14 protein-coding genes and 1 other RNA gene are annotated in these 13,186 nt (G+C 64.8%); 8 read left to right on the top strand and 7 right to left on the bottom strand.

Annotation, left to right across the window (positions count from 1 at the left end):
* Positions 1-41 precede the first annotated feature (41 nt).
* Positions 42-977, bottom strand: a complete 936-nt coding sequence (gene fmt / locus Q3C01_RS35585; RefSeq protein ID WP_458149937.1) for a methionyl-tRNA formyltransferase — start codon at positions 975-977, stop codon at positions 42-44.
* Positions 978-1,116: 139 nt separating this feature from the next.
* Positions 1,117-1,641, bottom strand: coding sequence for a peptide deformylase (gene def, locus Q3C01_RS35580; protein ID WP_458149936.1), 525 nt, complete (start codon positions 1,639-1,641; stop codon positions 1,117-1,119).
* A 171-nt stretch (positions 1,642-1,812) separates the two neighbouring features.
* Here def and Q3C01_RS35575 point away from each other — a divergent pair, with 171 nt between their 5' ends.
* From Q3C01_RS35575 to Q3C01_RS35565, 3 genes are all read left to right on the top strand, one after another.
* On the top strand, positions 1,813-3,009 hold the full coding sequence (locus Q3C01_RS35575; RefSeq protein ID WP_458149935.1) for a DNA recombination protein RmuC: 1,197 nt from the start codon (positions 1,813-1,815) through the stop codon (positions 3,007-3,009).
* 83 nt (positions 3,010-3,092) lie between these two features.
* Positions 3,093-3,395: a GIY-YIG nuclease family protein gene (locus Q3C01_RS35570; protein WP_458149934.1), complete on the top strand. Its 303-nt coding sequence runs from the start codon at positions 3,093-3,095 to the stop codon at positions 3,393-3,395.
* Between the two features lie 86 nt (positions 3,396-3,481).
* On the top strand, positions 3,482-4,855 hold the full coding sequence (locus Q3C01_RS35565) for an AmpG family muropeptide MFS transporter (RefSeq protein WP_458149933.1): 1,374 nt from the start codon (positions 3,482-3,484) through the stop codon (positions 4,853-4,855).
* A 106-nt stretch (positions 4,856-4,961) separates the two neighbouring features.
* On the opposite strand, the gene Q3C01_RS35560 is transcribed toward Q3C01_RS35565, so the two are convergent.
* The 5 genes from Q3C01_RS35560 to ffs all read right to left on the bottom strand — a co-directional run bounded on the left by Q3C01_RS35560 (position 4,962) and on the right by ffs (position 8,407).
* A complete protein-coding gene (locus Q3C01_RS35560) occupies positions 4,962-5,396 on the bottom strand; it encodes a hypothetical protein (protein ID WP_458149932.1) in 435 nt (144 codons plus the stop codon).
* A 30-nt stretch (positions 5,397-5,426) separates the two neighbouring features.
* Positions 5,427-6,029 (bottom strand): recombination mediator RecR, encoded by a 603-nt coding sequence (gene recR / locus Q3C01_RS35555; RefSeq protein WP_027520814.1) that lies wholly within the window; start codon positions 6,027-6,029, stop codon positions 5,427-5,429.
* A gap of 1 nt (position 6,030) precedes the next feature.
* Complete coding sequence (locus Q3C01_RS35550) at positions 6,031-6,351, bottom strand: YbaB/EbfC family nucleoid-associated protein (protein WP_254100560.1); 321 nt, start codon at positions 6,349-6,351, stop codon at positions 6,031-6,033.
* Positions 6,352-6,377: 26 nt separating this feature from the next.
* A complete protein-coding gene (locus Q3C01_RS35545; protein WP_458149931.1) occupies positions 6,378-8,216 on the bottom strand; it encodes a DNA polymerase III subunit gamma/tau in 1,839 nt (612 codons plus the stop codon).
* Between the two features lie 94 nt (positions 8,217-8,310).
* Positions 8,311-8,407, bottom strand: an RNA gene (ffs, locus tag Q3C01_RS35540) — signal recognition particle sRNA small type.
* Between the two features lie 178 nt (positions 8,408-8,585).
* Here ffs and Q3C01_RS35535 point away from each other — a divergent pair.
* The 5 genes from Q3C01_RS35535 (at position 8,586) to Q3C01_RS35515 (ending at position 13,020) form a co-directional block, all read left to right on the top strand.
* Positions 8,586-9,446: a transporter substrate-binding domain-containing protein gene (locus tag Q3C01_RS35535; protein WP_458149930.1), complete on the top strand. Its 861-nt coding sequence runs from the start codon at positions 8,586-8,588 to the stop codon at positions 9,444-9,446.
* 229 nt (positions 9,447-9,675) lie between these two features.
* Positions 9,676-10,338 (top strand): amino acid ABC transporter permease, encoded by a 663-nt coding sequence (locus Q3C01_RS35530; protein ID WP_458149929.1) that lies wholly within the window; start codon positions 9,676-9,678, stop codon positions 10,336-10,338.
* On the top strand, positions 10,335-11,141 hold the full coding sequence (locus tag Q3C01_RS35525) for an amino acid ABC transporter ATP-binding protein (protein WP_458149928.1): 807 nt from the start codon (positions 10,335-10,337) through the stop codon (positions 11,139-11,141). Before Q3C01_RS35530 ends, Q3C01_RS35525 begins: the two co-directional genes overlap by 4 nt.
* Positions 11,141-11,896, top strand: a complete 756-nt coding sequence (locus tag Q3C01_RS35520; protein ID WP_458149927.1) for an SDR family NAD(P)-dependent oxidoreductase — start codon at positions 11,141-11,143, stop codon at positions 11,894-11,896. The genes Q3C01_RS35525 and Q3C01_RS35520 overlap by 1 nt, the downstream gene beginning before the upstream one ends.
* On the top strand, positions 11,893-13,020 hold the full coding sequence (locus Q3C01_RS35515; protein ID WP_458149926.1) for a muconate cycloisomerase family protein: 1,128 nt from the start codon (positions 11,893-11,895) through the stop codon (positions 13,018-13,020). Before Q3C01_RS35520 ends, Q3C01_RS35515 begins: the two co-directional genes overlap by 4 nt.
* Positions 13,021-13,186: the final 166 nt, after the last annotated feature.

Genomic DNA, 13,186 nt, shown 5'->3' with positions numbered 1-13,186 from the left:
GCGGCGTACTGGATACCCCGCCTTCGCGGGGTATGACAGTGTTACGTAAATCGAGCTCCCACCCTCAACGGTACGCCGCGCAAGAAGTCGGCGGCCTGCATCCGCGCCTTGCCCTCGCGCTGCAGCTCGATGATGCGGATGGCGCCCTCGCCACAGGCGATGGTGAGCTGGTCGTCGAGCACGTCGCCCGGCGCACCCGAGCCTCTTGCAAGCTCACAGCGCAAAATCTTTACGCGCGCATTTTCGCTCACCCCGGCGAGCTCGCCCCAGGCGCCGGGAAACGGCGACAGGCCGTGGATGTGGCGCAGCACGTCGCGCGCAGGCTTGGTCCAGTCGATCCGTGCCTCGGCCTTGTCGATCTTGGCGGCGTAGGTGACGCCGTCCTCGCTCTGCTTTTTGAGCTGGAGTGCGCCGCGTTCGAGCGCGGCCATCGCGCGGACCATCAAGTCGGCGCCGAGCCGGGCGAGGCGATCGTGCAGATCGGCTGCGGTCATGGTGTCCGAGATCGCAAGACGCTCGGCCATCGCGACGTCGCCGGTGTCCAGCCCCACGTCCATCTTCATCACCATGACGCCGCTCTCGGCATCACCGGCCATGATCGCCCGGTTGATGGGCGCGGCACCGCGCCAGCGCGGCAGCAGTGAGGCGTGCAGATTGTAGCAGCCGAGCTTTGGTGCATCGAGGATCGCCTGCGGCAGGATCATGCCGTAGGCGACGACGACAGCCGCATCGGCATCGAACGCGCGGAACTCGTCGAGCGCTTCCGGCGTCTTCAAGGTCTTCGGCGTCAACACGGGAATACCGAGCTTTCGCGCAGCGTCTTCAACCGGCGTCGGCTGCAACTGCAGCCCGCGCCGCCCGCCCGGCTTCGGCGCGCGGGTGTAGACGGCCGCGACCTCATGGCCATGCGCGACGAGCTCCAGCAGCGTCGGCACGGAGAAATCGGGCGTGCCCATGAAGATGAGGCGGAGAGGCATAGGGCGAGACAATCCTCAAAACGAACAAGGTACTCGTCATGGCCGGGCTTGTCCCGGCCATCCACGCCCTTCTTGCTCGTAGCGCGAAGAACGTGGATGCCCGGCACAAGGCCGGGCATGACGGCGAAGGATGGTTCGCTCACTCCGCGCGCTTGGCGGCTTTCTCGAACTTCTTGAACACGCGGTCGCGCTTGAGCTTCGACAGGTAGTCGACGAACAGCACGCCGTTGAGATGATCGATCTCGTGCTGGATACAGGTGGCGTAGAGCCCTTCGGCATCCTCCTCGTGCAACTTGCCGTCGAGATCGGTGAAGCGCACGCGCACCTTCGCAGGCCTTTCGACCTCCTCGTAATATTCCGGGATCGAGAGACAGCCCTCCTCGTAGACCGACACTTCCTCGGACGAGGCGACGATCTCCGGATTGATGAAGACGCGCGGCTCTCGCGCGGTCTCGCCGTTCTCGTCGCGCTTGGCGAGATCCATCGTGATCAGACGCAGGGGTTGCGCGATCTGGATCGCCGCTAAGCCAATGCCGGGCGCATCGTACATGGTCTCGAACATGTCGTCGGCAAGCTTGCGGATCTCGGCCGTGACCTTCTCGATCGGCTTGGAGACCAGACGCAACTGCTTGTCGGGCAGGATGATGATTTCTCTTAAGGCCATGGCGGCGATTTAAGCCGCGCGCCGGATGCGGTCAATGTTGCCGGGAACGCCGTTAACGGTTCGCTAACCATAAAAACCAGGCTTTCGTTAACCATAAAAATTCACTGCCGGTTAACCATAAATGTTCCCTCTTCGTTCGCGCCTGCTCGCGAATCGGCTAGAAGGGTTGACATGAACGAGATCATTTTTACCGCTGGCGACTGGCCGGTGCGCACCGTCGACGCCCTGATCGGCTTCGGTGTGCTGGCCCTCATCCTGCTCCTGGTGATTGCCATCGTGATCGCACGCGGCTCGCGGCGTGGCGCGGAACTCGCCATGGCCCAGACCATCCGGGCCGACGAACTGGAGGAGCGCCTGAGCCAGATGCTGCGCGCCCAGAGCGAGGCGTCGGGCCGCGTCGACGCCATGGCGCAGGCGCTCGCCGGCCGCCAGGCCGAGATGGCACGCGCGGTCAACGAGCGGCTGGATTCGGTCACCCATCGCGTCGGCCAGTCCATGGAGCATACGACACGCAACACCATGGAGAGCCTGCGTGCACTGCACGAGCGGCTCGGCATCATCGACAGCGCGCACAAGAACCTCACCGACCTGACCACGCAGGTGACCACCCTGCGCGACGTCCTCGCCAACAAGCAATCGCGCGGCGCGTTCGGCCAGGCGCGGATGGAGGCGATCGTCCAGGACGGTCTGCCGAAGGGCTCCTACGAGTTCCAGTTCACGCTCTCGACCGGCAAACGGCCGGACTGCGTGGTGTTCCTGCCCGACCAGCGCCCGCTCTGCATCGACGCCAAATTTCCGCTGGAGGCGATGACGGCGCTGCACGACGCACGCACCGATGAGGAGCGCAGGGTCGCCACGCAGCGCCTGCGCGGCGACGTGATGAAGCATGTCAGCGACATCGCCGAAAAATATCTCGTCGCCGGCGAGACCCAGGAGATGGCGCTGATGTTCGTGCCGTCGGAGTCGGTCTATGCCGAGATCCACGACGGCTTCGATGACGTGATCCAGAAGGCCTATCGCGCCCGCGTCGTGCTGGTGTCGCCCTCGCTGCTGATGCTCGCGATCCAGGTCATGCAGCAGATCATGAAGGACGCGCGCATGCGCGACGCCGCCGACCAGATCCGCACCGAGGTGATCAAGCTCGGCGACGATCTCGGCCGCCTGCGCGATCGCGTGCTGAAACTGCAGAAGCATTTTGCCGACGTGAACGAGGACGTGCGCCAGGTACTGATCTCCGCCGACAAGATCGAGAAGCGCGCCGGCCGCATCGAGGAGCTCGACTTCAGCAAAACCGACGCACCGGAAGGCCCGCGCCTGGTCGCCAGCACGCCAGAACTGTTCCCGCGCAAGCTGCAAGCGGGGGAGTGAGCGTCTATGAAGTAACCTGTCGCCCCCAATATCGCTGTCGTCGCCCGGCTTGACCGGGCGACCCAGTATCCCAGAGGCGGCAGATGGGTGCACGCTGTTACTACGTCTACATTCTCGCCAGCAAGATCGGCGGTACACTGTACATTGGCGTGACAAATGATCTGATCCGCCGGGTGGCCGAGCACAAGCTGAAGCTGGTCGAGCGCTTTACGAAAGAATACGCGATCGTGAAGCTGGTTTATTTCGAGCAGTTCGATGATCCCGAGAATGCGATCAAGCGCGAGAAGCGCCTCAAGAAATGGAAGCGCGCGTGGAAGATCGCGCTGATCGAGAAGGACAATCCCGATTGGAACGATCTTTACCCGGGGATTGCAGGTCCCCCATAACTCCGGTCTCTGGAATACTGGGTCGCCCGGTCAAGCCGGGCGACGACACCTCACTTGTGGCCGCCAGAATCTGCTAACACCCCTCCATGACCGCACCCGACGCGACTTCCGGAACCGCTCCCACGACCACCGACGCTCCCGCTGCCTCCTGGCGCGAGAGCCTTGCCGTGTATCTGCAGCCGCGGGTGCTGATCGTGCTGTTTCTCGGCTTCTCCTCCGGTCTGCCGCTGGCGCTGTCGGGCTCGACGTTGCTGGTTTGGATGCGGGAATCCGGCGTTGATCTCGGCACCATCGGGCTGTTCGCGCTGGTCGGCACGCCTTACACGCTGAAGTTCCTGTGGGCGCCGCTGGTTGATGCGTTGCATGTGCCGCTGTTCACCCGCGCCTTCGGGCGCCGCCGCGGCTGGCTGCTGTTCTCGCAGTTCCTCCTGATCATCTCGATCCTGCTCCTGGCGCTGACCGATCCTGCGCGCTCGCCGTTCTTCGTCGCACTCGGCGCGCTGCTGGTGGCGACGACGTCTTCGACGCAGGACATCGTGGTCGACGCCTTCCGCGTCGAGAGCCTGCCCGAAAGCGAGCAGGCCGCCGGCATGGCCTCCTATGTCGCAGCCTACCGCATCGGCATGCTGGTCTCGACCGCGGGCGCGCTGTTCATCGTATCCGGCTTCGAAAGCACCGGCATTCCGAAGCCGTCCGCGTGGATGTGGGGCTATGTGGTGATGGCGGCCATGGTGCTGATCGGCACGATCACTGCGCTTCTCGCCACCGAGCCTGCACAATCCGCAAAGGCGGAAGCGGCAACACAGACCGAGACGGCGTTCGCGCGAGTCCTGCACGCCGCGATCGGCGCCTTCTCGGAATTCCTGTCGCGCAAGGATGCGCTCGTCGCGCTCGCTTTCGTGGTGCTGTTCAAGTTCACCGATGCATTCTCCGGCACCATGACGGCGCCGTTCGTGATCGACCTCGGGTTCTCCCGCAACGACTATGCGGCGATCGTGAAGGGTGTCGGCCTTGCCGCAACCCTGATCGGCGGCTTCGCCGGCGGCTTCGTCGCACGGCGTTTTTCGCTGGCAGCCAGCCTGTGGATCGGCGGCGTTGTGCAGGCGCTTGCGAACCTGTCGTTCTCGTGGCTCGCGCTGGCAGGCGCCAGCCAGTGGGCGCTCGCCTTCGCTATCACTTGCGAGAATTTCACCAGTGCCATCGGCACGGTGATCTTCGTCGCCTATCTCTCCGCGCTATGCCAGAACCCGCTGCACACGGCGACGCAATATGCGCTGCTCACCGCGCTGGCCGCGGTCGGGCGCACCTATCTCTCGTCAGGCGCCGGCTTCGTCGCGAAGATGACGGGCTGGCCGCTGTTCTTCATGATCTGCGTGGTGGTCGCGGTGCCGAGCCTGATCCTGCTCACCTGGTTGCAGAAGCGCGGACATTTCGAAACGCTGGGCCCGGTGCGGGTGTAGGGCTGCCGTAGGGTGGGTTAGCGAAGCGTAACCCACCTCTTCTGCCTCCGCGGACATAGACAATGGTGGGTTACGCCTTCGGCTAACCCACCCTACAATCGAACCCCTACTGCTTCTTCACCAGGCTCCACTTCGTGATCACGGCCTCGCTCATCTGGCCGGGATCGCTGGCGCAGGCGACCTCGTCGACCTTGACGGAGATCTCCTTGCCGACGAACGATTTCAACTGCGTGGCCTGCGCGTCGCTGCTTGTGACGAGCTGGAATGTCTCGGGGCCGGTCTCCAGATTGCACAGCCCGTTCGGCGGCGGCAGGCGCCGCGGCTCGGACGTGATCTGATAGGTTGCAACCTTCTTGCCGTTCTTGACGTCACGTACGCGCATGCTGTTGAGCTCGCCCGACAGGACCTCTCCGGTGTTGATCGGCTTGCCGGGCTTTGACGGCGGCGGAGCACCATCGTCCTGCTGCGCCGAGATGGCCGGCGTCACCAGCGTCATCATCGTCGCGACCAAAGCCAGCCGTTTGGCGAATCGTTTCGTCATGTCGTCCGTTCCGTCGTCTTAAGGGAAAAGCTAGAACAGGGTCCGCTGCCGCATTGCTGCCGATAGCGTACCTTCATCGAGATAATCAAGTTCTCCGCCGACCGGAACGCCATGGGCGAGCCGGGTTACCTTGACGTTGGCATCCTGGAGCAGGTCGGTGATGTAATGCGCCGTGGTCTGGCCGTCTACCGTTGCGTTCAGCGCCAAGATGATCTCGTGCACCTGGGGATCATGTGCGCGAGCGACCAGCGCGTCGATGGTGAGATCCTGCGGGCCGACGCCGTCGAGCGGCGACAATGTCGCGCCAAGCACGTGATAGCGCCCTTGCGTCGCGTTGGCCCGCTCCAGCGCCCAGAGATCGGCGACATCGGCGACCACGACGATGATGGCCGGATCGCGGCGCGGGTCGGTGCAGACCGTGCAGGGACTTTGCGTATCGATATTGCCGCAGGTCTTGCACACCTGGACCTTATCGAGCGCGACCTGCAAGGCGGCGGAGAGCGGCATCATCAGCGCTTCGCGCTTCTTGATCAGGTGCAGCGCGGCGCGCCGCGCCGAACGCGGCCCCAAACCGGGGAGCCGCGCCAGAAGCTGGATCAGGCGTTCGATCTCGGGACCGGCAACCGCTCCCATATCACTGGCCAAACAGGCCCGGCGGCAGGCCGAGCCCGCCGGTGAGCGCCTGCATCTTCTCCTGCATGGCGGCTTCCGCCTTGCGGCGTGCATCACCGAGCGCGGTGACGAGCAGATCCTCCAGCACCTCGCGCTCCTCCGCCTTCATCAGCGAGGGATCGATCCTGATGCCCTTGACGTCCATCTTCGCAGTCATGCGCACCGCAACCAGGCCACCGCCGGAGATGCCCTCGACCTCGACATTGCCGAGTTCGTCCTGCATCGCCTGCATCTTGGATTGCAGCTGCGCCGCCTGCTTCATCATGCCGAGAAAATCAGCCATGGTTGTTCGTCCTTGGAAAGATAGGCTCAGAGATCGTCGTCGCCGTCGGAACCGTCGGGCGGATCGTCACTGCCATAGTCGGCGTTAATATTGGATTCCGGCGTCTCGGGGGCAAGCCTGCGGACTTCGACGACCTTGGCGCCGGGGAAGCGCGACAGCACCTCCTGCACCCGTGGATCGGCCTCCGCGGTCCGCGCGTGCTCCTGCTTGGCGGCCTGGTTGAGCGAGCGCAGCGTCGGCTGGCCCTGCTCGTTGGACACGATCACCGTCCAGCGGCGACCGGTCCAGAGCTCGAATTTGCGCGCGAGCTCGGAAATCATGGTCTTGGAGGCGTTGGGCTCGAGTGCGACTTCCAGCCGGCCCTCCTCGAAACGGACGAGGCGCATATCGCCTTCGAGCGCGCCCTTGGTCATGAGGTCGCGCTTCTGACCGGCGAGCGCGACGAGCTGGGTGAAGCTCGTGATGCGCAGCGCGGGCGCCGAGCCCTGGATCTCGGGCGCAGGCGCTGCCATTTGCGGCCGCGCGCCACCGCCGAATGAGGGTAGCGAGGACGGCGCGCGCACCGGCGCCGCGGAGGCAACCGGCGCGGTCGGCGTACTGCGCGCAGCGCCGCCGCCGCTCACGACGGGCGACGCGCCGCCGTTCTGCTCCAGCATCCTGATCGCTTCGTCCGGCGTCGGCAGGTCGGCGACATAGGCGATGCGGACCAGCACCATCTCCGCGGCGGCCGCCGGGCGCGTCGCGGCCTGCACCTCGGTGATGCCCTTGAGCAGCATCTGCCACATCCGCGACAAGACGCGCATCGAGATCTTCGACGCGAATTCGCGCGCACGCAGCCGTTCGGTCTCGCCATAGGCGACATTGTCCGCCGTAGCCGGCACGATCTTGACGCGGGTAACGAAGTTGACGAACTCAGCAAGGTCCGAGAGCACGACGATCGGATCGGCGCCGGTATCGTACTGGTCGCGGAACTCCTTGAACGCCGACGCGATGTCGCCGCGCACCAGCGAATCGAAGAGATCGATGACGCGGGTGCGGTCGGCGAGCCCCAGCATCTGCCTGACGGCATCGGCCTTCACCTGGCCGGCCGCATGGGCGATCGCCTGGTCGAGCAGCGACAGCGAGTCGCGTACCGAACCTTCCGCCGCTCGGGCAATGATGCCGAGCGCCTCCGGCTCGATCTCGACGCTTTCCTTCGCAGCGATATCGGCAAGGTGATTCATCAGCACGTCAGCCTCGACCCGGCGCAGGTCGAAGCGCTGGCAGCGCGACAGCACCGTGACCGGAACCTTGCGAATCTCGGTGGTCGCGAACACGAATTTTGCGTGTTCCGGCGGCTCCTCCAGCGTCTTCAGGAAGGCGTTGAACGCCGCCGTCGACAGCATGTGGACTTCGTCGATGATGTAGACCTTGTAGCGGGCGCTGGCTGGCGCATAACGCACGCTGTCGTTGATCTGGCGGACGTCATCAACGCCGGTGTGCGATGCCGCGTCCATCTCCAGCACGTCCATGTGCCGGCTTTCCATGATCGCCTGGCAATGCACGCCGAGCGTCGGCATGTGGATGGTCGGGCCCTTTACCGAGCCGTCCGGCATCTCGTAGTTGAGCGCGCGGGCGAGGATGCGCGCGGTGGTGGTCTTGCCGACGCCGCGGACGCCGGTGAGGATCCAGGCCTGCGGGATACGCCCGGTCTCGAACGCATTGGAGACGGTGCGGACCACGGCCTCCTGGCCGATCAGATCGTCGAAACTGGAGGGGCGGTATTTGCGCGCCAGCACTCGATACGGCGTTCCCGGCTGGGCGCCGAGCGCAAAGCCAGCCCGGCTGGCGCTGTCAGGGTCTGTGGGGGCGCCAGCGTCGGTCATCGGTCGATCCGCAATGAAATGTCTCTCGGCCGGCTTTTGCGGAAAGGAGCGCGCTGGCGGGGAGCCCGCCGGCGCAATTCGCTCGAAAAAACAGGTAGGAGACTGACGAGCGACCCGATCCGGACCTCGTTAGGGCTGCTTCCTTCCGGACCTGACCCGGTTGGCGAGTGGCTCGTCCACCGCCAATCTCCCGGTCTCTATTTGGGGCCAAAAGGGTCGGAAAGCAAGCGGGTATCGGGTCGGGTATCAGCCTGCCCAGCATCCGGGCAAATCCCCGCCTAAAGCGCCAAGAGGCTGTGCTTTCGCTGTTGGTGCTGCCTTGGTATGAACGCTGCCGGAACTTCACCCAATCAGAAAAGCGAAACCAAAATGGTTACACGTCGTGATGTTGCATCGATTGTCGGGCTTGGCGCAGTCGGCGCGGCAATGGCGGCAGGCGCGGTCGCATCCCCGGCGGCGGCGCAGACGGCCCCCGATGCCAACGAATCCACCTTCGCGCGCATCCGCCGTACCAAGAAGATGCGGATCGGCGCGGTCAATGGCGGTGCGCCCTATTACATGAAGGACCTCGCCAGCGGGCAGTGGAAGGGCTTTTACATCGACATCGCCAAGGCGCTCGCCGACGACATGGAGGCCGAGCTCGAGATCACCGAGACGACCTGGGGCAATTCGGTGCTCGATCTCCAGTCCAACAAGATCGACATCTTCTTCGGCCTCAACCCAACTCCGAAGCGCGCGCTCGTGGTCGACTTCTCGATTCCCGTCTTCAACAACGCCTTCGGCTTCCTCGCCAAGAAGGAGTTCAAGCCGAAGACCTGGGCCGAGCTGAACTCGCCCGACATCAAGATCGCCGTCGACCAGGGCTCCTCGCACGACCAGGTCGTCAGCCGCCTGATCCCGAAGGCGCAGATCTCGCGCCTGAAGACGGCGGATGATGCCACCGCCGCGCTGCAGACCGGTCGCGTCGACGCGCAGTGCCTGATCACCATGCTCTCGCTCACGGTGCTGAAGAAGAATCCTTCGCTCGGCCAGTTCGTGCTGCCGACGCCGATCTTCGCCACCACCTCGAACGCCGGCTTCCGCCGCGAGACCGACAAGACCTGGCGCGACTACGTCAACACCTGGATCGACTTCAATAAGGGCCTCGGCTTCATCCGCACCGCGATCCTCACAAACATGGAGCTCGTGGGCGTGACGGAGGCGGACATTCCGCCGGGCGTGACGCTGTAAGTAGGATGGGTTTGAAGCAAGCTCGATCCGTGATTGGCACCGCGCCCCCTCTCAGCTTGCGGGAGAGGGTTGGGGTGAGGGTGCCTCCGCAATCGATAACCCCAAGATGGGGAGAGCCCTCCCCCGGCGCGCTGACGCGCGCCGACCTCTCCCGCAAGCGGGAGAGGTGCAGTGAGAATGCGGCACCACCGCTTTAATCTCGCGTCAGTCTGAGTTCCGAAAGGCACGCATGTATCAGTGGGACTTCGGCATCCTCTGGAGCTATCGCTGGCTCTTCCTGAACGGGCTCGGCGTCACCGTCGGCTTCACCGTGGTCATCGTGCTGCTCGGGCTGCTGTTTGGCCTCATCGCCGCGCTCGCGATGCTGTCGCGCTTTGGCTGGCTGCGCGGCATTGCACTGACCTTCGTCGAGGCGTTCCGCTGCACGCCGATCCTGGTGCAACTGATCTGGTTCTATTACGCGCTGCCGATCCTTGCCGGCGTCGAGATGACGCCGATCACGGCCTCGGCGCTCGCGCTGTCGCTCTATGGCGGCTCGTTTTATTCGGAGATCATTCGCGGCGGCATCGTCTCGATCGACAGCGGTCAGTCGGAAGCGGGCGCCGCGCTCGGCATGACGCCGCGCCAGGCCATGATGCGCATCGTCCTGCCGCAGGCGATCAAGCGCATGATTCCGGCGCTGATGAACCAGTCGATCATCCAGTTCAAGAACACCTCGCTGGTCTCGGTTCTCGCCGTGCCCGACCTCGTCTATCAGAGCCAGGTCGCAGCGCATGACAGCTACCGGCCGCTGGAGACCTACACCGCGGTGGCGCTCGCCTATGCCGCGATCCTGATTCCCCTGACCATCATCGTGCGGCGGGGCGAGAAGCGTCTGGCGGTCAGCGAATGAGCGATACGTCTAGAGAGAGTTGCAAGATCGAAATCCGCGGCTTGCGCAAGAGCTTCGGCAGCAACGAGGTGCTGAAGAACATCAACCTCGACGTCGCCAAGGGCGGCGTGGTCGCGCTGATCGGGCCGTCAGGCTCGGGCAAGTCGACGCTGCTCCGCTGCATCAATCTGCTGGTCGTGCCGAACGGTGGCAGCGTCCGCGTCGGCGAGACGCGTTTCGCGTTCGGGGAAGGCGCGAAGCTGCCTGATGTGAAGACGCTGGCAAGATTCCGCGCCACCACCGGTATGGTGTTCCAGCACTTCAACCTGTTCCCGCACATGACGACGCTCCAAAACGTCATGGAAGGCCCCGTCACGGTGCGCCGCATGCCGAAGGCAGACGCTGAAAAATTGGCGCGCGCGCAATTGGCAAAAGTCGGGCTCCTGGAAAAGGCCGATCAATATCCGGCGACGCTTTCCGGCGGACAGAAGCAGCGCGTGGCGATCGCGCGGGCACTCGCCATGGAGCCGGACGTGATGCTGTTCGATGAAGCGACCTCCGCGCTCGATCCCGAGCTCGTCGGCGAGGTGCTCAACGTGATGCAGCAGCTCGCCTCCGAAGGCATGACCATGGTGATCGTGACTCACGAAATCGCCTTCGCCCGCGAAGTCGCTGATCGCGTCGTGTTCATGCGCGATGGCGTCGTTGTCGAGGACGGCCCGGCGCGGCAGGTGATCGATGCCCCGCGGGAAGCTGCAACGCGCGCCTTCCTGAGCCATTTCCACCGCACCGGCGCATTGCCGCCAGCCAATGCGGCATCGTGATGTCCGATATCAATCGCGCTTATCTCGTCACCGGCGCCGCCAGCGGCATTGGCCGCGCCGCGGCAAGGCTCCTCGCCGCTCCCGGTACCGCACTGCTGCTGCACACACGCTCGAACGGTGCCGGCCTCGATGCCACGGCCGCTGAAGCTGAAGCACGCGGAGCGACGGTTGCTAAATGCCTCGGCGACTTCGCCGAGGAGAGCGCCGCAACCGACGCTGTCGCGACCGCGCAAGCCGCCTTCGGCCGGCTCGATGCGCTCGTCCTGGTCGGCGGCCATGCCCGCCGCGGCAGCGCGATCGGCACGCCGGCAGATCAATTCCGCCGCGCGATGGACGAGTCCGCACTGGCCTTCACGCGGCTGGTCGCGGCCGCGCTTCCGCTATTGCGTGCCGGGCACGATGCGCGGATCGTCGCGGTGTCGTCGTTCGTTGCGCATGCGATCCGCCCCGATTTCGCGCCCTTCGCGGCAACCGCCGCGAGCCGCTCCGCGCTGGAAGCTTTGGTGCGGCTCACCGCGGTCGAGCTCGCCGGCGACGGCATCACCGTCAACGCAGTTGCGCCCGGTCTCATCCTCAAGGACAAGCCGAGCGAGAGCAGGCTTTCGCCCGAGCAGATCGCCGCAACGGAAGCGCTGATCCCGATGCGCCGTCGCGGGCGCCCGGAGGAGGTGGCCGAGATCATCGCCTTCCTGGCGTCGCCGAAGGCATCCTACGTCACCGGCCAGATCTGGCACGTCAATGGAGGCCTGGCATGACCGAAGCGAGGATCGAGCGGCTTCGCCTGTTCCAGATCGAAAGCCCGATCAAGATGGCCCGCCTTCAGGGCGTCGGCAACGTCAAGGGCACGGTGAAGCGCGTGCTACTCGAACTCACTGCGAGCGACGGCGTAGTCGGCTGGGGCGAGGCGGCACCATGGGAGGTGTTTACGGGAACGCCGGAGGCGGCGTTCTCCGCGCTCGACATCTACTTGCGTCCGATCCTGCTCGGTAAGCCGGTGCGCCGCATCCGCGCGCTGATGGTGGAGCTCGACCGCGCGCTGGTTGGACATGCCGAAGCAAAAGTCGCGATCGAGATGGCGCTGCTCGACATCGTCGGCAAAACGGCGGGACTTTCGGCCGCCGACCTGCTCGGCGGCCGCGTGCGCGACACGATCCCCCTCTCCTTTTCGATTGCAGATCCGGATTTCGCCGCCGACCTCGAGCGCATGCGCAAAATGGTTCCGGACGGCAACGTCATCTACAAGGTCAAGACCGGTGTGAAGCCGCACCGCGAGGACCTCGATCATCTCGCGGCGATCCGGAAAGAATTCGGCGATACCGTCGATCTACGGGTCGATTACAACCAGGCGCTGGCGCCATTTGGCGCCATCAAGATCCTGCGCGACGTCGAGCAGTTTTCGCCGACCTTCATCGAGCAGCCGGTGCCGCGCAAATATCTCGACGTCATGGCACAGCTGACGTCAGCGCTGGAAACACCTGTTCTCGCCGATGAGAGCTGTTTCGATCGCCGCGACATGATGGAGGTGGTGCGCCGGCAAGCCGCTGACGCGGTGTCCATCAAGCTGATGAAGGCCGGCGGCCTGTTCGAGTCACAAGCCATCATGGCGATCGCCGACGTCGCCGGCCTGCCCGGCTATGGCGGCACGCTATGGGAAGGCGGCATCGGGCTCGCCGCCGGCACGCAGCTGATCGCGGCGACGCCCGGCATCTCGCTTGGCTGCGAGTTCTACATGCCGCACCATGTGCTGACCGAGGACGTGCTGGAGGAGCGCATCCCCAACCGCGCCGGCCATGTCGTGGTGCCCGATGGTCCGGGCCTCGGCATCCGCGTCAGCGAAGCCTCGGTCCGCGCCAACGCGCGCGTGCTGGCGGAAGCGTAATTCCGTCATTCCGGGGCGCGCAACGCGCGAGCCCGGAATCCATAGCCGCAGGCTTCTGTGCTCGTGCGAGCTCGCAACCACGATCTCGCACAACAACTTCTCCCTGTGGTTATGGGTCCCGGCCTTCGCCGGGACGACGATGGAGCATATCGCTCCTGCGGAGTGC

Source organism: Bradyrhizobium sp. UFLA05-109 (genome assembly GCF_054185165.1).
Note: the sequence above shows the minus strand (reverse complement) of the source record. Positions and strands in the feature narration are given on the sequence as shown.

What these genes read in the sequence shown, in the direction of transcription:
- fmt (WP_458149937.1), bottom strand. Translation starts at nt 977, where the DNA reads ATGCCTCTCCGCCTCATCTTCATGGGCACGCCCGATTTCTCCGTGCCG.
- def (WP_458149936.1), bottom strand. Translation starts at nt 1,641, where the DNA reads ATGGCCTTAAGAGAAATCATCATCCTGCCCGACAAGCAGTTGCGTCTG.
- Q3C01_RS35575 (WP_458149935.1), top strand. Translation starts at nt 1,813, where the DNA reads ATGAACGAGATCATTTTTACCGCTGGCGACTGGCCGGTGCGCACCGTC.
- Q3C01_RS35570 (WP_458149934.1), top strand. Translation starts at nt 3,093, where the DNA reads ATGGGTGCACGCTGTTACTACGTCTACATTCTCGCCAGCAAGATCGGC.
- Q3C01_RS35565 (WP_458149933.1), top strand. Translation starts at nt 3,482, where the DNA reads ATGACCGCACCCGACGCGACTTCCGGAACCGCTCCCACGACCACCGAC.
- Q3C01_RS35560 (WP_458149932.1), bottom strand. Translation starts at nt 5,396, where the DNA reads ATGACGAAACGATTCGCCAAACGGCTGGCTTTGGTCGCGACGATGATG.
- recR (WP_027520814.1), bottom strand. Translation starts at nt 6,029, where the DNA reads ATGGGAGCGGTTGCCGGTCCCGAGATCGAACGCCTGATCCAGCTTCTG.
- Q3C01_RS35550 (WP_254100560.1), bottom strand. Translation starts at nt 6,351, where the DNA reads ATGGCTGATTTTCTCGGCATGATGAAGCAGGCGGCGCAGCTGCAATCC.
- Q3C01_RS35545 (WP_458149931.1), bottom strand. Translation starts at nt 8,216, where the DNA reads ATGACCGACGCTGGCGCCCCCACAGACCCTGACAGCGCCAGCCGGGCT.
- Q3C01_RS35535 (WP_458149930.1), top strand. Translation starts at nt 8,586, where the DNA reads ATGGTTACACGTCGTGATGTTGCATCGATTGTCGGGCTTGGCGCAGTC.
- Q3C01_RS35530 (WP_458149929.1), top strand. Translation starts at nt 9,676, where the DNA reads ATGTATCAGTGGGACTTCGGCATCCTCTGGAGCTATCGCTGGCTCTTC.
- Q3C01_RS35525 (WP_458149928.1), top strand. Translation starts at nt 10,335, where the DNA reads ATGAGCGATACGTCTAGAGAGAGTTGCAAGATCGAAATCCGCGGCTTG.
- Q3C01_RS35520 (WP_458149927.1), top strand. Translation starts at nt 11,141, where the DNA reads ATGTCCGATATCAATCGCGCTTATCTCGTCACCGGCGCCGCCAGCGGC.
- Q3C01_RS35515 (WP_458149926.1), top strand. Translation starts at nt 11,893, where the DNA reads ATGACCGAAGCGAGGATCGAGCGGCTTCGCCTGTTCCAGATCGAAAGC.